General features: G+C 60.3%; 16 protein-coding genes. 5 read left to right on the top strand and 11 right to left on the bottom strand.

Translation table 11 applies throughout. The features are described from left to right. Positions 1 to 39 precede the first annotated feature (39 nt). From LG374_RS03670 to LG374_RS03645, 6 genes are all read right to left on the bottom strand, one after another. Positions 40 to 4,179, bottom strand: coding sequence for a DUF2339 domain-containing protein (locus LG374_RS03670; protein WP_225756447.1), 4,140 nt, complete (start codon positions 4,177 to 4,179; stop codon positions 40 to 42). A 1-nt stretch (position 4,180) separates the two neighbouring features. Then, positions 4,181 to 4,576: a hypothetical protein gene (locus tag LG374_RS03665; protein WP_225756446.1), complete on the bottom strand. Its 396-nt coding sequence runs from the start codon at positions 4,574 to 4,576 to the stop codon at positions 4,181 to 4,183. 76 nt (positions 4,577 to 4,652) lie between these two features. Further along, positions 4,653 to 6,467, bottom strand: a complete 1,815-nt coding sequence (locus LG374_RS03660; RefSeq protein ID WP_225756445.1) for an autotransporter assembly complex family protein — start codon at positions 6,465 to 6,467, stop codon at positions 4,653 to 4,655. A gap of 21 nt (positions 6,468 to 6,488) precedes the next feature. Further along, on the bottom strand, positions 6,489 to 8,027 hold the full coding sequence (gene murJ / locus LG374_RS03655) for a murein biosynthesis integral membrane protein MurJ (RefSeq protein ID WP_225756444.1): 1,539 nt from the start codon (positions 8,025 to 8,027) through the stop codon (positions 6,489 to 6,491). Continuing rightward, positions 8,027 to 8,869: a methylenetetrahydrofolate reductase [NAD(P)H] gene (gene metF, locus LG374_RS03650; protein WP_225756443.1), complete on the bottom strand. Its 843-nt coding sequence runs from the start codon at positions 8,867 to 8,869 to the stop codon at positions 8,027 to 8,029. The genes murJ and metF overlap by 1 nt, the downstream gene beginning before the upstream one ends. Positions 8,870 to 8,885: 16 nt before the next feature. Further along, positions 8,886 to 9,119: a hypothetical protein gene (locus tag LG374_RS03645; RefSeq protein WP_225756442.1), complete on the bottom strand. Its 234-nt coding sequence runs from the start codon at positions 9,117 to 9,119 to the stop codon at positions 8,886 to 8,888. 164 nt (positions 9,120 to 9,283) lie between these two features. Here LG374_RS03645 and LG374_RS03640 point away from each other — a divergent pair, with 164 nt between their 5' ends. The 4 genes from LG374_RS03640 (at position 9,284) to LG374_RS03625 (ending at position 13,489) form a co-directional block, all read left to right on the top strand. After that, on the top strand, positions 9,284 to 10,630 hold the full coding sequence (locus LG374_RS03640; RefSeq protein ID WP_225756441.1) for a DEAD/DEAH box helicase: 1,347 nt from the start codon (positions 9,284 to 9,286) through the stop codon (positions 10,628 to 10,630). 146 nt (positions 10,631 to 10,776) lie between these two features. After that, complete coding sequence (gene rpoZ / locus LG374_RS03635) at positions 10,777 to 11,097, top strand: DNA-directed RNA polymerase subunit omega (RefSeq protein ID WP_225756440.1); 321 nt, start codon at positions 10,777 to 10,779, stop codon at positions 11,095 to 11,097. Between the two features lie 2 nt (positions 11,098 to 11,099). Next, entirely contained in the window at positions 11,100 to 13,115 is a 2,016-nt protein-coding gene (locus LG374_RS03630; RefSeq protein ID WP_225756439.1) for a bifunctional (p)ppGpp synthetase/guanosine-3',5'-bis(diphosphate) 3'-pyrophosphohydrolase, read from the top strand. Further along, positions 13,112 to 13,489 (top strand): RidA family protein, encoded by a 378-nt coding sequence (locus LG374_RS03625; RefSeq protein WP_225756438.1) that lies wholly within the window; start codon positions 13,112 to 13,114, stop codon positions 13,487 to 13,489. Before LG374_RS03630 ends, LG374_RS03625 begins: the two co-directional genes overlap by 4 nt. 80 nt (positions 13,490 to 13,569) lie before the next feature. Here the strand turns inward: LG374_RS03625 and pncA are convergent, their stop codons facing one another. Next, positions 13,570 to 14,163, bottom strand: a complete 594-nt coding sequence (pncA, locus tag LG374_RS03620; RefSeq protein WP_225756437.1) for a bifunctional nicotinamidase/pyrazinamidase — start codon at positions 14,161 to 14,163, stop codon at positions 13,570 to 13,572. Between the two features lie 175 nt (positions 14,164 to 14,338). Between pncA and LG374_RS03615 the strand changes: the two genes are divergently transcribed. Next, entirely contained in the window at positions 14,339 to 15,160 is an 822-nt protein-coding gene (locus LG374_RS03615; RefSeq protein ID WP_225756436.1) for a DUF4198 domain-containing protein, read from the top strand. 68 nt (positions 15,161 to 15,228) lie between these two features. On the opposite strand, the gene lysS is transcribed toward LG374_RS03615, so the two are convergent. The 4 genes from lysS to LG374_RS03595 form a co-directional block, all read right to left on the bottom strand. Continuing rightward, on the bottom strand, positions 15,229 to 16,731 hold the full coding sequence (lysS, locus tag LG374_RS03610) for a lysine--tRNA ligase (protein ID WP_225756435.1): 1,503 nt from the start codon (positions 16,729 to 16,731) through the stop codon (positions 15,229 to 15,231). Then, positions 16,728 to 17,829, bottom strand: a protein-coding gene (prfB, locus tag LG374_RS03605; RefSeq protein WP_115612340.1) for a peptide chain release factor 2 whose coding sequence is annotated in 2 segments (ribosomal slippage) — positions 16,728 to 17,756 and positions 17,758 to 17,829 — 1,101 coding nt in all. Because the reading frame shifts where the segments join, the coding sequence is not laid out codon by codon here. Before prfB ends, lysS begins: the two co-directional genes overlap by 4 nt. Positions 17,830 to 17,885: 56 nt before the next feature. Then, positions 17,886 to 18,488, bottom strand: coding sequence for an NAD(P)H-dependent oxidoreductase (locus LG374_RS03600; protein ID WP_225756434.1), 603 nt, complete (start codon positions 18,486 to 18,488; stop codon positions 17,886 to 17,888). A gap of 21 nt (positions 18,489 to 18,509) precedes the next feature. After that, positions 18,510 to 18,977 (bottom strand): transcriptional repressor, encoded by a 468-nt coding sequence (locus LG374_RS03595; protein ID WP_225756433.1) that lies wholly within the window; start codon positions 18,975 to 18,977, stop codon positions 18,510 to 18,512. Positions 18,978 to 19,003: the final 26 nt, after the last annotated feature.

The raw sequence follows: 19,003 nt of genomic DNA, 5'->3' as shown, positions 1-19,003 counted from the left end.
CCATCCCGCCTGCTACCAGGCGGGATGGGCGGCCTATCATCAGGTGTCTTTTTCTGCATCTTTGCCGGGTGCTGGGGCGATGTAGCTGACGATGAGCAGCAGGATGCCGACGCCGATGAAGCTGACGATGCGGGCGATGCCGCCGGTGTCCGCCAGCTCGACGAGGAAGAGTTTGACGACGACGATGCCGATGAGGGTCGCGCCCGCGAGCCACAGGCTGCGGCGGCGCTGATTGTGGCCGCGCAGCATCAGGGCGATGGCGCATATGCTCCATACCAGCGACAGGGTCGCCTGCACGCCGAAGGAGGCGAGCAGGGCACGCGCTTCCCACGGCACGCCGAGGTAGTGGTGCCAAATGCGCAGGATGTCGAGGCTGATGATGAGCCACAGGGTAAAGCCGAGGAGCAGGTTTTTTTGTTTTTCCCAGCCTGACGCCACGGCGGCGCTCTGCGCGGTTTCTCCCAGCGGTATGCAGGTCTGCCACCAGCGCCAGAGGATGTAGAGCGCGACGAGGCTCGCGAGTTCGAGCGGGTTGAGCACGGGCAGGTAGGGGAAGGGCGCGGCGTTACCGTCGTGGCTGAGGTTGTACCAGGCGAGGATGAGCAGGGTGAGGCCGCAGGCGAGGTTCGCCGGATGGTGGTAGGCGGCAGGATAGCGGCGCGTTTTTTCTTGCACGGCGGGCAGGGTGGTGAGCCAGAGGATGGCAAGCGGCGTGGCGAGCAGCAGCGGCAGTTGCCAGATGCTGTCCGGCGCGAGGTTGGTAACGCCGAAAAGGTGGCCGAGGCGGAGACCGGCCAGGGTGAAGAGGTTGACGCCGCCGAAGTGGGCCGCAGCGCGGTGGCGCTGGATGACAGGATCGCTGCTCGCTTCGTAGCGCGCGAGCAGGATGAGGTGCAGCACGGCTGCGGCGGCGATAGCGATAAACCAGCTGCCGGGGTCTGTCAGTGTCATCGGATATTGGTCGAGCAGCAGGGCGAGGAAGAGCAGCAGCAGGTAAGCCAGTGTGCTTTGTGCCGCCTGGCGCCAGCGCAGGTATCCGGCGATGGTGAGGATGGCAATGGTGAGATTGACTGCCCAGGTAGCACGGGCAGGCGCAAGGGCAGCAAACCATGGTGCGGTGTAGGCTACCCAGATGAGGGCACCGCTGCTGGCGATGAGCAGCAGCCAGCCGCTTTGGTCGCGCAGGGTGTCGGCGGTGTCGCGGCGTTGTTGCAGCCAGGCGGTGGCGAGGGTGATGAGCGCAGTGACGGTGAGCGGCACGTTTTCTCCGGCAGCAAGTGTCAGGGCGAGAAGGGCGCTGCACGTCACCATGAGCGTAACGAGTCTGCCATAGACGCGTCCCGCCGGGTGGCTGTCGCCGCGTTCTTCTTCGCAGTAGAGCTGCTGGATGAGGGCGAGCAGGGCGGCAGTCGTGGCAATGAGGGTAGCGGCCCAGGCTGGCGGCAGGATGCTGAGTGGCAGGACGAGGGCGGCGGCGTAGGTGAGAATGGCGAAGAGGCGCTGGGCGGCAGTGTCAGCCGGGTTGTTGGCATCACCGGGATAGTTCCACCAGCTGAGGATGTTGGCGGCACCGCTCGCGATGATGATTAGGGTGGTGTGGATGGGGCCGCTGATGAGGGTTTCGGCGTAAGGGGTGATGCGGTATTCGCCCAGCAGCAGGATGAGGGCGATGGCACCGATGTGGATGGTGAATGCGGTGTGGCTGAGAGCGCGGATGCCGCTGCGCATGCCGATGTGGTAGGCAATGGCGGCTTTGATGAGCCACACGGCCAGCGCCCAGCTTGTCGGCAGGAGGAGGAGCGGCAGGGCAAGGATGGCGACGGCAACGGTGATAATGTGGATGAGGAGTTCGGGCGGTTCACCCCCGTCGCGGCTGCGGGCGTGGTGCCACCAACCGAGGATGTTCAGGCTGCCGCAGAGGGCAATAGTCAGGGTGATGGGGATGGAGCCGGTGAGCAGGGTCGCGCCGCTTGGCGTGAAGTGGTAGGCACCGCCAAAGAGCAGGCCGATGACGCCGCCAAGGTAGGGGATGCTGGCGCTGTGGCGGAGGGTATTGTGCCCGCAGTAGAGGGCGAGGTTGTAGAGGAGGGTTCCTTCGATGAGCCACACGGTATTGGCCCAGGCGGCAGGCAACAGCAGGTGCGGCAAGGCCATCGCGGTACCGAGGGTGAGGATGGCACAAGTGGCGGTGAGGCTTTTTTCCCAGTAGGCGCTGTCTTCGCTGCGGTTGCGCCACCAGGCGAGCTGGATGGTGATGCCGCCGAGCAGGGCGAGGATGGTTGGGTGTAGCGGGCCGGTAAGTTCCGGGTCGCCACCGCTCAGGCGGTACTGGCCGCAAAGGGTGATGACGGCGAGGAGGTAGAGGAGGAGCGCGCCCAAACGGGTGATGGGGCTGCGGGTGCCGTGTGCGAGGGTGTACACCAGCGCGGCCTGGATGGCCCAGCTGCTGACGGTCCAGCGCGGATCGAGCGCGAGCGGGATAGCCGTGGTTGCGAAGAGGGCGGCGAGGATGGCGAGGGCGCTGGCGAGGGTGTGCAGGCGGGCGTCGCTGCCGCGCACGTAGAGGGCGCAGACGGTGTACCACGCGGCGAAGGCCAGCGCCGAGATGGCGGCGCCGTATTGTGCCCAGGTCACGAGGTGGTATTGCAGGGTGTAGAAGCCGAGCGCCGAGGCGATGAGCAGGGCGCTGTCAAGGACGCCGATGCGCTGCATGCCGCTCAGGTAGTAGCTGAACATGGTGTGCAGGCTGGCGTTGTTGTCGAGGGTCGGCGGGTCGGCATCGTCGATGCGGTGGCGGGCGTAGAGCCAGACGATGAGGGTGTAGAGGACGAGGTGGTAGATGAGGAAGGGTTGCACCGCGAGGTAGTCGCTGTGTTGGTAGTAACGGCTGCCCCAGGCACCGGCGATGAAGGTGGTGCCGATGAAGCCGATGAGGTTGAGCGAGCGCCAGGCTTTGTAGCGGGCGATGAGGGCGACGCCGCTGTTGAGCAGGGCAAGGTAGCTGAAAAGGCCGATGTAGTTGTTGCTGCCGCTGGAGGTGAGGATGGGCGCGGCGAGGCCGCCGATCAGGGCGATTTGCGCGAGGATGAGGGCGTCTTGCACCACGGCGAGGGCGACGAGCAGGCCGGTGATCGCCACCATGAGGATGAAGGCGAAGGTCGGCGGGATGAGGCCGTGCAGTTTGAGGGCGGCGAGGGTGGTGAGGTAGAGGATGGCGAGCGATGCGCCTTGTACGGCGAGGGCGTAGTAGCGGCGTTTGTTGCGCAGGCGCCAGCCGACAAAGCCGAGGACGATGGCGGTCGCGGCGACGGCGCAGTAGCGCAGCGGGATGGAGATGTGGATGCGCGCCGAGGCGTAGCGCAGGAGGAAGGCGAGGCCGAGGAAGAGGATGGCGATGCCGGTTTTCAGCAGCAGGTTTTCACTGAGCCAGGCGGTGAGGGGGTTGGGTTCGTTGGCGATGTCGTTGTTGTCAGCAGGGGCAGCAGGACGGGGAGCCGGTTCGCTGTAGTTGATGGCGGGTTGTGCGGGGCGGTAGTGAGCGGCAGTTTCTGGGGTCGCATTGTGTGCGGCAGCGGGTTTGTCCGCTTCGGCAGGCTGCGCTTTGGGTGGCGTCGTGGCCGGAGTGGTGGCCACGTCAGGCAGGTCGTATGCCCAGACGCGGTCTGTTTCTTTGTCGGGCGTGGGCGGTGGTGGGGCGGGTTCCGCCGTAGGCAGTGGTGTGTGGATGTAGCGGCGGATGTCGTCCAGCGGCATGGCGCGTGCTGTGCCCGGTTGCGCGGCGAGACGGGCGAGGCGCATTTCTATCGCGCGCACGTCGCTTTGCAGGGTGGCGATTTGCTGTTGCAGCACGGTGAGTTCGCTACGCAGGGCGGTTTCGTCAGCGTTGTGCCGGGTGTCATGGTTGTCGCTATAACCGTAATACGAACGGGTCTGGTCGGGTTTACGGGCACGGTGTTGGGCATCATCGTTGTCGCCATAGCCGTAGTACGAGCGGGGCTGGTCGGGTGCGCCGGCACTGTCGTCCTGCTGCGCCTTATTGCCGCGCGCGACAAGCCAGCAGAAGCCGAAAATCAGGCCGATAACGGTCAGCATCCCTTCAGTACCGAAGGCGAAATCCAGGGCAATGCTCGCCGGCAGGATGAAGGTGAAATAGACAAAGGCAGCGGCACAACCGTTCATATCAGTGGCTCCGGGCAGGGGTGAGTTTGCCGCCGAGGGCGATGGCGGCCAGGACGAGGGCGATATTGAGGACGATGACGGCAATCTCGCGTGCATCGAGATTATCGCGCAGCTGGGCGAGCATCATCGGCAGCATGACGTCATGCATTTGGCGGAGGGTATCCAGGCCGATATACCACACGGTCTCGCCGATGAAGCGGGCAAAATTGAGCAGGTAAACCAGCGGCAGGGCGATGAGGGTAAACGGTAACAGGCGCTGCGGTGCGGCAAGCATGGCAGCGGCAAAGGCAAACGGCGGATAGCACCACGGGGCATGGAGGGCCAGCGGGGTAGGCAGCAGCAAGAGGCCGCTGAGGAGGGCGTAGGTAAGGGCGAAGAGGGCGAGGGCTTTCAGCATGAGGGGGTAGGGGGTGGTTGGGAAATCCGCGTGCTTATCTCGCTTGGCGGTTATTCACACTGTGCCGTTGCGGCTATCAGAGGTCGAGTTCGGCGCCGATGCTGATGTGCAGGCGGATGTTGTCGCCGTATTGTTTGTCGAAGCCGTGGCCGACGTCGACTTTGATGGGGCCAACGGGGGATTGCCAGTGCACGCCCGCGCCCGCGCCAACACGCAGTTTGAAGTCGTCTATGAAGGCGTCACCGCCGTCCACGAAGGCCGCCACTGCCCAGTCGGGCTTGAAGTAGTATTCGTATTCAAGGCTGCCCACGCCGAGGTAGCGTCCGCCGATGTTGTTGCCTTCGCTGTCGCGGGCGCCGATGTTTTCGAAGGCGTAGCCACGGATGCTGCGGTCGCCGCCTGCGAAGTAGCGCAGGCTGGGCGGGATGCGGTCAAAGTTGTCTGTCCAGCTGGCGCCAAGGCTGGCGCGGGCGATGAGACGCTGTTTTTCGCCGATGCTTTGCAGGTAGCGCGCGTCGATGTTGCCTTGCACGAGGTTGGCGTCCGAGAGCAGGGCTTTGCCGGCGGCCAGGAGACCGAAGCGGAATTGGTAGCCGTCTTTGGGGTTCAGGCGGTTTTTGGTCGAGGTGTAGGTCCACTGTCCCTGGGGATAGACGAGCAGGGTTTTGTCGTCTATCAGGCCGATTTCGTATTTTTCCCAGGCGGCGACGAGGCCGTAGCGGTGTTCCCAGTTGCCGAGGCGGAAGTTGTAGCCGCCTTCGCCGAAGAGTTTGCGGCTGTCGTAGTTGTCGGTTTTGATGTGGCCACCGAGGCGGAAGTAGTAGTAGTCGCTGGTGGGGTTTTGCGCCGGGATGCGGTAGAGGGTGTCGAGGCTACTGTTTTTCTTCGAGGCGTAGAGTTTGCTGCTGAATTGGTGACCCCGGCTGTTGATCCAGCGGCGGTCGAATTCGACTTTGCCGCGTACGCCGCCGTCGGTGGAGTAGCCGACGCCGAGGACGTAGTGTTTGTTTTCGTCCATGGTGAGTTGGGCGTTGACGGGCACGGTTTTGGTGGTGCGGTTGGGTTCGTCGCCCACGAGCGCTTCGGCGAAGTAGCCGCTGCCTTGCAGGTCTTGTTGCAGGGTGGCGACGTCGGAAGACAGGTAGGGCTGGCCGGGTTTGAACTGGACGAAGCGTTGCAGCAGGTCGGGGTCGAGCGGGGTTTCGTTGAAGTCAACCGCTTCGAAGGTGTAGCGCATACCGCTGTCCAGCACGAGGTTGACTTCGGCGGTGTTGTCCGCCGGGTTGACCTGGACGTTGTGTTCACGGAATTCGGCGTCGAAGTAGCCGCGCGCGCTGGCAAGCGCAGCGAGGCGCGCTTTGTAGGTTTCGTAGGTTTCGTGGTTGAGGACGCCGCCCTGTTTCAAGGGGTTGTCGGCGAGTACTTCCTGGAAGGCCTCGTCCTGCGCCGCTTCGCCGGTGATTTGTACGTTGACTTTGTTCAGTTGGGTGACCTGGTTCTGGTGCACGGTGTAGGTGATGCGCAGGCCGTCGCCTTCGTCCTGAACGTGCGCATCCACTTCGCTGTTGTAGTAGCCGAAGGGTTGTTGGGAGCGGCGAATTTCTTCGCGGCCATTTTCGATGAGGTACTGGATGTAGTCGGGTTGTTCGATTTTTTCGCCGACGGATTTTTCCAGGGTCAGATAGGTTTTGGCGTTGTCGTGTTGCTGGATGTTGTCGATGCCGCGTATGTCGATATCGAGGATGGTTTTGCCCATGAGGTTGGCAGCATTGAGTTGCGCAGGTGCGGCAGCGTTTGCCGTTTTCGGTTTGACGGCGGGTGTGGCCGGTTTGGCGTGCAGGGGCAGGGCGAGCAGGGCAGTGAGGAAGGCGGTAAGCAGTTTGTATTGCATGGTGTCGTTCCTTGGGTTGGGTCAGCCCAGTTTGAGTTGTCGCCAGCGCAGGCCCAGGGCGAGCAGGGCGGCGGTGTAGCTGGCAAGGCCGATGGCGATGAGCAGGATGAGGTCGCGCAGGCGCAGCAGGACGGTTTTATCCAGCCAGGCGGCAGGGTCGCCTTGCAGGGTGTAGAGGATGGAGGCAAGCGCGGCGTTGGCCATGAGGATACGCAGGGCGAAGCCCCAGGCGCCGCTTTTCAGGCTGACGCCCGCACGGTAGAGGTACCAGGCGAGCAGGGCCATGTTGGCCAGTGCGGCGATGCTGCTTGCTGCCGCCAGGCCGACGTGTTTGTAGGGGCCGCTGAGGATGAGGGCGCAGGCGATGTTCAACACCATGGCGCTGATGCCCGCTTTGACCGGGGTTTTGGTGTCGTGGCGGGCGTAGAAGGCGGGGGCGAGGACTTTCACCATGATGTGAAAGAGGGCGCCAATGCCATAGGCGCGCAGGCTGAGGGTGGTCATTTCGACGTAGTGGGCATCAAAACGGCCGCCGTAGAGCAGGCTGGAGATGATGGCGGGGGCAAGGGTGATGAGACCAACGGCAGCGGCACTGCCGACGAGGAAACCCCAGCGCAGGGCCCAGTCAAGGGTGAGGGCGAATTGGGTGTCGTTGGAGGCGGCGCGCAGGGTGCTGAGGCGTGGCAGGATGACGGTGCCGAGGGCGACGCCGATGAGGCCGACGGGCAGTTCGACGAGGCGGTCAGAGTAGTACAGCCAGGAGATGCTGCCGGTGACGAGCCAGGAGGCGAGGTAGGTGTTGATCAGCACGGTGAGCTGGCCGACGGATGAGCCGAAGAGGGTCGGCAGCATCAGTTTGAGGATGCGGCGCACACCGCTGTGCCGCCAGCCCCAGCGTGGGCGCAGCAGCATGCCGCATTTCCACAGGAAGGGCAGTTGCAGGGCAAGCTGGGCGATGCCGCCGATAAGCACTGCCCAAGCGAGTTCCATGCCGTAGAGGCCGTGCGCCGGGGTACCGTGGTAATGCCGCCACAGGCAGGCGGCGATGAGGGTGATGTTCAGGAGGACGGGGGTTAGCGCAGGGATGCCAAACTGGCCGAAGGTGTTGAGGACGCCGCCCGCCATTGCAGTAAGCGAGATGAGCAGGATGTAGGGGAACATCAGGCGCAGCATGTCACTCGCCAGCAGGTATTGGTCGGGCCGTTCGCTCAGGCCGCTGGCGACCAGGGCGATGACGGTCGAGGAGAAGATAACGCCGAGTGCCGTTACCGCCAGCAGGATGCCAAGCAGGGTGCCGCTGGTGTGGCGCAACAGGTCTTTCAGTTCTTCAGGGTGCTCGGTGCGCGTCGCCGAGAAGACGGGGACAAAGGCGTTGGCAAAGCTGCCTTCGGCGAAGAAGCGGCGCAGGGTGTTGGGGATGCGCAGCGCGGCGTAGAAGGCATCCGTGACCACGGCGTCGAAGTAACGCGCCACCAGCATATCGCGCAGTAGGCCGAGGACGCGCGAGGCGAGCGTCATCACGGCGAAGACGGCGGACGATCTGCCGAGCGACGCGGCCATCAGTGCCAGCCCAGGCGAGAGCAGATTTCGCGGATGAGGTCGGCGCGGTTCATGCTGTAAAAATGCAGCGCCGGCACACCCTCACCAATCAGCCGTTCACACATCTGCGCGACTATGTCTGCGCCAAAATCACACAGGGCAGGAATGTCATCCTGCAAGGCTTCCAGACGTTTGCGCAGCCAGCGCGGGATTTCCGCTCCGCAGGCGTCGGAGAAGCGGCTTAGTTGCACATAATTGCTGATCGGCATGATGCCCGGCACCAGCGGGATTTCGACGCCCAGCGCCTGCGCATCGTCACGGAAACGCAGATAGGCGTCGGCGTTGTAAAAATACTGGGTGACGGCATCGGTCGCGCCTGCCATCACCTTTTCGCGGAAAGCGTGCAAATCCTCGGCGGGCGTACGCGCACGCGGATGCACCTCAGGGTAGGCGGCAACGCAAATGCGCGCGTTCTCGCCCCACAGTTGGCGGACATAGGACACCAGCTGGGTGGCCGTTGTAAAACCGGCATTTTCAAATGCACCGGAAGGCATATCGCCACGCAACGCCATCAGGCGGTTAATGCCCAGTGCCTGATAATCATCGAGCAGGGTGCGGATTTCTGCTTCAGTTGAAGCGACGCAGGTCAAATGCGGCATCACCGGCGGACCATTTTCGGCACACATTCTGGCCACCAGATTCATGGTGCGATCGCGCGTACTGCCGCCCGCCCCATACGTTACCGAAAAATACTCAAACTGAAACACCGCCAAATCGCGGCGCACCGCTGCCAGCTTCTCTGCCCCTTCCGGCGTCGCCGTCGGGAAAAACTCACAACTGAGGGGAACCCTGGTAACCGACACAAAAAACTCCTTACAATTAACGTTTGAAACGGGCCGGCTTGATATACAGGACAAGATTACTCTTCACCTTATAATCGCGCCCGTTCACATCGCGGAAACGATAAAAACCCTTACCGTCCAGCTTGGGCGAATTCTTGGCATACAGCACATCGCCCGCCATCATCTTGACCTCATACATCCCCTGCTCGCTACGCAAGGCGCACGCCTGCACAAGCAGAGGCAACACAACGAAAAATACCAGCTTTTTCATGAATGCAGTCCCGGCTGAAATAAAGAAAAAGGAAGAAAGGCGCAGTATAGCAGAGGCATAAAACCCCGCGCGCAAAAAGCCAGACAGGGCGGGGCGAATGACCGGTACATGAAAAAACAGTATAATTTGCGCGATAAAAATCCTTCCAAAAACAAGGACACGACATGGCAGAAAACCATACAACCGATACCACTTTCAGCAGCCTGCCCATCCATGAGGCCATCCAGGAAGCGCTGGAAGACCACCGCCTGACCCACACCACGCCAATACAGGAAAAAACCCTGCCGCTGACCCTCAGCGGGCATGACGTGATGGGCCTGGCGCAAACCGGTACCGGCAAGACGGCTGCCTTCCTGATCTCGCTGTACCACTACCTGCTCACCAACCCCGTTCACCCCAAAGCCAAAGGGCCGTGGGCGATCGTACTGGCACCGACGCGCGAACTCGCCGTGCAAATCAAAAAAGACGCCGATCAAATCGGTGCCTACACCGGTCTGAACAGCCTCGCCATCTACGGCGGGGTCAACATAGAACACCAGAAAAACCTGCTCGATAACGCCCCCATCGACATCATCATCGGCACACCGGGGCGCATCATTGACCTCTACAAACAAAAAAGCATCCGCCTGAAAAACATCGAAGTCTGTGTGTTAGACGAAGCTGACCGCATGTTCGACCTCGGCTTTATTGACGACGTGCGCTACCTGCTGCGGCAAATGCCGCCTGCACACGAACGCCTCAATCTGCTTTTCTCGGCGACAATGGCGGAAAAAGTGCGCGAACTCGCCTACGAATACTTCAATGCGCCGGAAACCGTCAGCATAGAAAGCGAGCACGGCACCGCCGATAACATCACGCAAAGCCTCTATCACACTGCCAAGCACGAAAAAACGCCGCTGCTTATTGGCCTGCTCAATAAAGAAAAACCGGCGCGCAGCATGATCTTCCTCAACACCAAGCGCGACCTCGAACGCCTCTCCATCGTGCTGGAAGCAAACGGCTATCCGAATGCCGCCCTCTCCGGTGACATCCCGCAGAAAAAACGCGAAAAAATCATCAAAGACTTTCAAAGCGGTGCCATCAACATCGTCGTCGCCACCGACGTCGCCGCGCGCGGCCTGCACATCCCGGATATTACGCACGTCTTTAACTACGACCTGCCGCAAGTCGCCGAAGACTACGTGCACCGCATCGGTCGTACCGCACGCGCCGGTGCTTCCGGCACTGCCATCAGCTTTGCCTGCGAAGAATACGTGTACTCCTTGCCGGAAATTGAGCACTACATCCACGGCAAAATCCCGACCCTGCCGCTGGACGAAGACCTCTTGGCCGACGTTGTACCCCCCAGCGAAGAAGCCTTGCAGGCGCTGAACGAACAAAAAGCGGAACGTCTCGCCCGTAATGGCAACCGCAGGAGCGACCGCCAGCCACGCGGCAAACCGGAAAACCATCGCCGCCGTCGCAATCCGCACCATAATTCCGGCGGCGACGAGCCGAACGGCAATCGCTAACTCACGATGAGGCGGGCGCAAACCCGCCTTAAACATCTTTGTATTACCGCCAAGCAGGCAATAGCGCCGCCGCATCCCTTGCCCCGAATACAGCGTAACTTGCTAGAATGTCCAACCCTTAATCCGTATTTAATTCAGAGGAACCCATGGCACGTGTAACCGTAGAAGACTGCCTGAAAGACCAAAACAACCGCTTCCGCCTCGTACTCGCCGCTTCCCGGCGCGCGCGGCAAATCGCCAACGGCCATCTGCCGCTGGTTCAACCGGATCACGACAAAGTAACCGTCATTGCCCTGCGCGAAATTCAGGAAGGGAAAACCACCATTGATGGCTTGCTCAGTGACAACAAACCCGTCACTCCGGCGCCTCCCCCCGTTGTCGCCGAAAGAATCATCATCGCTGCTGATGACGAAAACGATGGTGACGAAGACAGCATCGCAGGCAACGGTGCAAGCCGGGGCGACTGATCATGAACGCGCCGCTTGCCCTCGAATACCAGCCCTTCGGTGTCTTTACCGGCGCGGCAACCCTGCAAGCGGCTTACGACGATCTCGCGGTTGAGCTGAAAAAATACCTCGATCCCGAAGACATCGATAAAGTCCTGCGCTGCGCCATCTACGGCGCCGCCGCTCACGAAGGGCAACGTCGCCAGTCCGGCGAACCCTACTTCGTCCATCCCATCGCCGTCTGCCGTATTCTCGCCCGCCAGCGTTTCGACCTGCCGGTACTGCAAGCGGGGCTCCTGCATGACGTCCTCGAAGACACCATCCTTAATAAAAAGGACATGGCGACCGAATTTGGCGAAGACGTCACCCGTCTTGTCGATGGTGTCAGCAAACTCGATCGTCTGAAAAAAACCGCGCCGCAGGCCGCTGTCGCCGACAGTTTCCGCAAAATGTTCCTGGCGACTGCTGACGACCCGCGCGTCCTCATCATCAAACTCGCCGACCGTCTGCACAATATGCAGACCCTCGGCGCCCTGCGTCGCGACAAACAGCAACGCATCGCTCACGAAACGCTGGATGTCTATGCCGCTATTGCTGGTCGTCTCGGTCTCTTTTATTTCCGCATCCAGCTCGAAGACCTCGCCTTCTCGTATCTCTACCCGTGGCGCCATGCTGTCTTGCGCAAACACTACAACGAAGACAGCACTCACGAACAAACCCTGCGTACCGTGAGGAGCGAGTTGCAAGCGCGTCTGCAAATACTTGGTATCAAAGCCTCCATCAACCCGCGCCAGCGCCACCTCTGGGGCGTGTATCAGCGGATGAAGCGCAAAGAGAGCTTCAAGGAAGCCATCCGCACCGTCCCCATCCGCATCATCACCGACAGCGAAGACAACTGCTACCGTATCCTCGGCGCCCTGCACAGCCTCTATCGCCCGGTGCACGGCAAATTTGAGGACTACATTGCCGCCCCGAAAAGTAACGGTTACCGCTCACTGCACAGCAGCGTCATCATGGGCGATGGTACCGCGCTGAACGTACAAATCCGCACCCGCGACATGCACACCCTGGCTGAAGCGGGCATCATTTCCGTCTGGCACCAATACGCCAAACAGCGCGCGGTGAAAATCGAAGCGCATAGCATTGAAGCCGAAAAAACCATGCGCGAATGGCTATCGCGCCTCAAAGAAGTGCAGAACATCACCGATGACCCGCTGCAATTCTACAACGCCATCAAAAAAGAACTCGTCACCGGGGAAATGCAAATCTACACCCCGAAAGGCGACATCATTGCCCTGCCGCACGGGGCAACACCGGTGGATCTGGCTTACACCATCCATACCGAAATCGGTAACCACATCGTCGGCGCCAAAGTGAACGGCCAGCCTTACCCCATCTACAAACCGCTGAAAATGGCGCAAACCGTGGAAATCCTCACCGATCCGGACGCACATCCGCACAACAGCTGGCTGCAATTCACCATTCCCGGCGGTAAAGCCCACATCGGCATCAACCGCTACCTGAACCGCCTCGCGCGGAAAAATGCCGGCCTTGCCACATCGAGCAAACAAGTCACTGACAGCGAACAGAAAATCCTCGTGCACAGCGCCTTTGAAAGCGGCATTACCCTTGCCCCCTGCTGTCACCCGTTACCGCTTGAAGCCATTACTGGTCACAGCGTAGCCGGTAGCGGCATCCTCATTCATAGCCGTGACTGCCCGCTACTCGAAACGGCCACGCACACTATTGCCGCTGACTGGGCAGACGAACGCAAAGGCCTCTTCCCCAGCGAACTCGCCATCAAGGCCTACGCCCATCCACGCTTGCTCGCACGGGTTAGCGGCGCAATTGCTGACAGCGAGGCCAACATCACCGATTTTCAGATTAACCACGCGAATAGCGACGAACAGCGGCGTTGCCTCACCGTCTGGCTTGAAGTCCGCGACCTCGAACATCTGACGCAAGTCATGCACCGCCTGCGCCAACTCGAAGAGACCATCGGCATCCGCCGTATCACCCACAAGGAACCCACACCATGAGTAAACAAATTATCCACACCGACAAAGCCCCTGCCGCCATCGGCCCTTATTCGCAAGCCGTGCGTACCGGCAACCTTGTTTACCTCGCCGGGCAAATCCCGATCAATCCGGCCACCATGGAGCTTGAACACGCCTTCACCGATCAGGTGCACCGCGTCTTTACCAACCTGCAAGCTGTCTGCGAAGCGGCGGGCGGCGGCCTCAATAACATCATCAAGCTAAACATCTACCTGCTCGACATGGAGCACTTCGCCGAAGTTAATAAAATCATGAAAACCTACTTCCACGAACCCTACCCAGCGCGCATCGCCATTGCCGTGCACGCACTGCCCTGGGATGCGCAGATCGAACTCGAAGCCGTGATGGCGCTTTGAGACGAAGTACATAAAAAAACCGGCGGGCTTATGAAACCCGCCGGTTTTTTTATGGGCAGCGATGGATACGGATTTGCCGATTACCCCAGCGAGAACGCCGCATGTTGCAACAATTCCGCTTGCTTCTGCGCGTAGCCTTGCGGATCAATGGCGCGGGTGGCTTCTGCCAGCAGGCGCACACGAAAACCGGCGGCGAGCGCATCTAGAATACTGAAATACACACAAAAATCGGCGGCGAGTCCGGCGACATCAATATCTGTCACCCCGCAAGCACGCAGATAAGCGGCAAGGCCGGTGTCATGGCGGTGGCCGTTATCAAAAAACGCGCTGTAACTGTCAATACGCTTATCCATCCCCTTGCGAAAAATAGCGGCCACACGGCGGGTATCCAGCGCAGAATGCAGGGCGGCGCCAGTGCTACCGGCGATGCAGTGATCCGGCCAGAGCGTCTGCGGTAGGCCATGCAGGTCGATCGTGGCAAAGGGCGCTTGTCCTGGATGGGCGCTGGCAAAACTTTCGTGCCCCTCGGGGTGCCAGTCCTGGGTGGCGACAATGAGCGGATAATCGCCCATGCGGGCATTGATGGGCGTAATGACGGCATCGCCGTCCGTGACCGGCAGGGCGCCGCCGGGCATAAAGTCGTTCTGAAGGTCGATAAGCAGGAAGGCACGCATGACGGGCTCCAATTGATGTGGGAGTTGTATAGTGCCATTAAATGGGAAAATGGACAAGATAGCCGTTGCAGAAAAAATCACGAATACGACAATTTCGCATTTGCTTCTTTCCTGACAACATGAGTACAATCCGCACCGGTTTCATACCACATTCCTCAATAAACCGGAGTCATCCATGCAAAAAACCCTGCTGGCAGCGCTTGTTGCCGTTTCTTCCCTCGCATCCGCACACGAACTTTGGGTCAGCGCGCCCGATAAAATCGCTGCTGACGACGTACTCAAAGCCGATCTCGGTTACAGCGACTACTTCCCTACCCTGGAAGCTATCGCCGGTGACCGTGTGCAAATTTTCAAGCCGCTCGCTATTCACGGTACGGATGGTAAGGCGCAAGACATGAATCAGAAAGGCGAAAATTACCAGTACGAAGCCAAGGATAAACTGGCCGCAGGTAGCTACTGGTTGAGTGCCGTGTATCAGCCGACCTTTTGGTCGAAGAACAAGGACGGCTGGAAACAGCAAAACCTGACGGAAATGACGGATGCCACAGCTTGCCAGCAGGCGCAGATGTTCGGCAAGAAACTGCTGGTTGTGGGCGATGGCGCGGTGGACGTTGCTGCCATCAGCAAGCCAATCGGGCAGAATCTGGAAATCGTGCCGCTGGCCGACCCGACGCAAGTTAAAGTTGATGAGCGCTTCCCAGTGCAAATCTACTATCAGGGCAAACCGTTGGCAGGTGCGACCGTCATTGCCACCTCCGATACTTTCATGGCAAAAGATCTGGATGCCACCCGCGATGAACGTCCACCGCAAGCCTTCTCCGGCAAGACCGATAAAGATGGCAAGGTCAACGTCATCCCGCAGCTGGAGGGCCTGTGGAAAATCAAAGTTGCCCACAAAGCACCGTTTGAGGATCAAAAAACCTGCCTCGAATACAGCAATACTGCCACCTTGCTAGTCCCGATTGGTAGCCAACGTGCTGAAAACCTTTATAAGTAAGGTGTCTATCCTTCTATCGCATAAAAAACCGCCCTTTCGGGCGGTTTTTTATAGTGCGTATCAGCGGCTCATTCCGGACGCATATGCGGGAAGAGGATGACGTCGCGGATCGAAGGCGCGCCGGTCAGCAGCATGACGAGGCGGTCGATACCGATGCCTTCACCGGCGGTCGGCGGCATGCCGTATTCGAGGGCGCGGACGTAGTCAGCGTCGTAGTGCATCGCTTCGTCGTCGCCGGCATCTTTGGCAGCGGCCTGCGCCCGGAAGCGTTCGGCCTGGTCTTCGGCATCATTGAGCTCGGAAAAGCCGTTGGCGATTTCGCGACCGCCGATGTAGAGCTCGAAGCGGTCGCAGATGTCGGGGTTTTCATCGTTGCGTCGCGATAGCGGGGAATCCACCGCCGGGTATTCGGTGATGAAGGTCGGCTGGATGAGTTTGGTCTCGGCAGTTTCTTCAAAGAGCAGGGTGTGCAGGTGGCCGAGCGGGGTGTTTTCGTCCACTTTTTGTTTGTATTCGTCACGCAGGATGGCAGCAAGAGCAGCGGCGTCGTGCAGTTTGTCGCTGTATGCCGGGGCGTGGCGGCGGATGGCATCAAGCATGGTCAGGCGTTCGTAGGGCTGATCAAGGTCGATGGTTTCTCCGCCAGCGGTGATGTTCTGGTTATTCAGCACGTCGCGCTTGATGCCCCGGAAGAGGGTTTCGGTGAGGTTCATCAGGTCACGGTAGTCAGCGTAGGCCCAGTAGAATTCGAGCATGGTGAATTCGGGGTTGTGCCGCGTGGACAGGCCTTCGTTACGGAAGCTGCGGTTGATTTCGAAGACGCGCTCAAAGCCGCCGACGACGAGGCGTTTGAGGTAGAGTTCAGGCGCGATGCGCAGGTAGAGCGGCATGTCGAGCGCGTTGTGGTGCGTGATGAAGGGGCGGGCGGTGGCGCCGCCGGGGATGGGGTGCATCATCGGGGTTTCAACTTCGAGGAAGTCGTGTTCTTCGAAGAAGCGGCGGATGTAGCGCACGATTTTGTTGCGGGTGAGGAAGACAGCGCGGCTGTCCTCGTTCATGATGAGGTCAACGTAGCGCTGACGGTAGCGGGTCTCCTGGTCGGTGAGGCCGTGGTATTTTTCCGGCAGCGGGCGCAGCGATTTGGTCAGGAGGCGGATATTTTTGAGGTGGATGCTCAGTTCGCCGGTTTTGGTGCGGAAAAGGTGGCCGCTGGCGGTAACGGTGTCGCCTACGTCCCAGGTTTTGAAGTCGGCGTAGCAGCCTTCTGGCAGTTCGTCGCGGCTGAGGTAAAGCTGGATGCGCGCGCCGCTGCCGTCCTGGATGGCGCAGAAGCTGGCTTTGCCCATGATGCGTTTGCTCATCATGCGTCCGGCAACCACGATTTCGCCCGCGTTATGCAGGGCTTCGGCATCTTCGACGCCGTCATAGGCGGTGTGCAGGGCGGCGGCGTTGTGGGTCGGGCGGGCATCGTTCGGGAAGGCGATGCCGCGTGCACGGATGGCGGCGAGCTTTTGCCGGCGCTCGGCGATGAGTTTGTTTTCGTCGGCGGGGACTGTGTTCGGGGTGGTCATGCTTCTACTCCCTGTTTCAGGCTGGCTTGCAGGAATGGGTCAAGGGCGCCGTCGAGGACGGCTTGGGTGTTGCTGGTTTCATATCCGGTGCGCAGGTCTTTGATGCGCGACTGGTCGAGGACGTAGGACCGGATCTGGTTGCCCCAGCCGATGTCGGATTTGTTGTCTTCGATGGCTTGCGCACTGGCTCTGCGTTTTTGCAGTTCGAGATCGTAGAGTTTGGCGCGCAGTTGCTTCATGCAGATGTCGCGGTTGACGTGCTGGCTGCGGTCTTGTTGTGACTGCACGACGATGCCGCTTGGGATGTGGGTGATACGCACGGCGGATTCGGTACGGTTGACGTGCTGACCACCGGCACCGGAAGCGCGGTACACGTCGGTACGCAGGTCGGCGGGGTTGATATCCACTTCGATGTTATCGTCGATTTCCGGCGACACGAAGACGGCGGCAAATGAGGTGTGGCGGCGGTTGCCGGAATCAAAGGGGGATTTGCGCACAAGGCGGTGTACGCCGATTTCGGTGCGCAGCCAGCCATAGGCGTATTCGCCGCTGAACTGGATGGTGGCGGATTTGATGCCGGCAACGTCGCCGGGGGATTCTTCGATGAGTTCGGTTTTGTAGCCGCGCGCTTCGCCCCAGCGCAGGTACATGCGCAGCAGCATGGAGGCCCAGTCTTGTGCTTCGGTCCCGCCCGAGCCGGCTTGGATGTCGAGGAAAGCGTTATTGGCGTCGAGTTCGCCAGCGAACATGCGGCGGAATTCGAGGTCTTCGATGTGTTTTTCGTGGGTATCGATGTCGGCAATGGCAGCGTTGACAGTGGCTTCGTCGTCTTCGGCTTCGGCGAGTTCAATGAGGTCGAACGCGTCTTGCAGCCCTTGTTTGATGGCATCCAGTCCCTGGACGACGCTGATGAGGGCGGCGCGTTCTTGACCGAGTTTGGTGGCTTCTTCGGGGTTATCCCAGATGCTGGGGCGTTCGAGTTCGCGTTCGACTTCTTCGAGGCGTTCGGCTTTTACGGCGTAGTCAAAGATACCCCCTGAGCGCCGCCTCGCGCGCTTGCAGGTCTTTGATGCGTTCGTAAGTGAGGTTGAGTTCCATAGTGTGGTCTGCCTGTACTGTAAAAAACGCCGCATTATAAGGGATGCGGCGGGGTTTTATGCGGTGGCAGGGAAGTGTTTGTTGACCATTTCTGCCGCTTGTTGCAGCCAGTGCTGTCGTGTCGCTTCGTCGCTGTCGGCGACCACTCCAAACGTAAGGCGTTCGAAGGTGTGGACGCCGCAGAAGGCGAAGATGCAGTCTTTCCAGATGCGCTCGAGCGGGTCGCCGAAGACGTCCTGTTCGCGCTGGGCGGGGGTGTTCGAGGTATTGAAGATCAAGGCGGCTTTGGCCGGCAACAGGCCGGTGGGCAGGCCGCCGCCGTTGTCGCCGGTGGGGAAAGTGTAGGCGGTGTTTTCCCGCAGGACGCGGTCCACCCAGCCCTTAAGGATGGCGGGCGGCTGCCCCCACCAGTTGGGGTGGACAATGATGATGCCGTGTGCGCGGCAGATTTCTTCTTGGTGCTGGCGCAGGAGGGGGTCGCTGCTGTCGTCTGCAACCAGCTCCTGCCCGTTGATGAGCGGGTTGAAGCCTTCCTGGTAGAGGTCGTGAAAGTACACACCGTAGCCGTTTTTTTCCAGTGTTGAGACCACGGTCGCGGCGATGGCGGCGTTCAGGCTGTGGGTGTAGGGATGGGCGAGGATAACGCTGATGTATTGCATGGGGTTTCTATGGATTGGAGGTTATGCGCCTTTCGCCAGTGCATGTCCGGCATGGCAGCGCGCGCATTCACCGGATAGCACCAATGGGCCGTCTTGCACGGTAAAGCCCCGCTCACGGCAGAAGGCAAGCAAAATATCCACCGGTTCTTCCGCCGCCAGTTCTTCCGTGGCACCGCAGTGGGTGCAGTTCAGAATGACGCTGGTGTGTTCTTCGCCAAAGTGACTGCACAGTACATAGCCATTCAACGAGTCAGTGCGATGCAATACGCCGATATGCACCAGGAAATCTAGAGCGCGATAGACGGTCGGCGGAGAGGTGTTACTTTTGATTTTCCGTAGGTCAGCAAGAATTTCATAAGCTTTGACCACGTTGGGGTAGGTGAGGATAAGGGAGAGGATTTGTTTGCGGATAGGGGTAAGGCGGGCGCCGCGTTTGACGCAGTATTGTTCGACCTGATGGAGGAGGGTGTTTTTCTGCTTGCTGTTCATACGGGGAGCGTGGGATTCGGTGGCGG

This window comes from Cardiobacterium sp. Marseille-Q4385, assembly GCF_916618745.1.
Taxonomy (GTDB): Bacteria; Pseudomonadota; Gammaproteobacteria; order Cardiobacteriales; family Cardiobacteriaceae; genus Cardiobacterium.
Note: the sequence above shows the minus strand (reverse complement) of the source record. Positions and strands in the feature narration are given on the sequence as shown.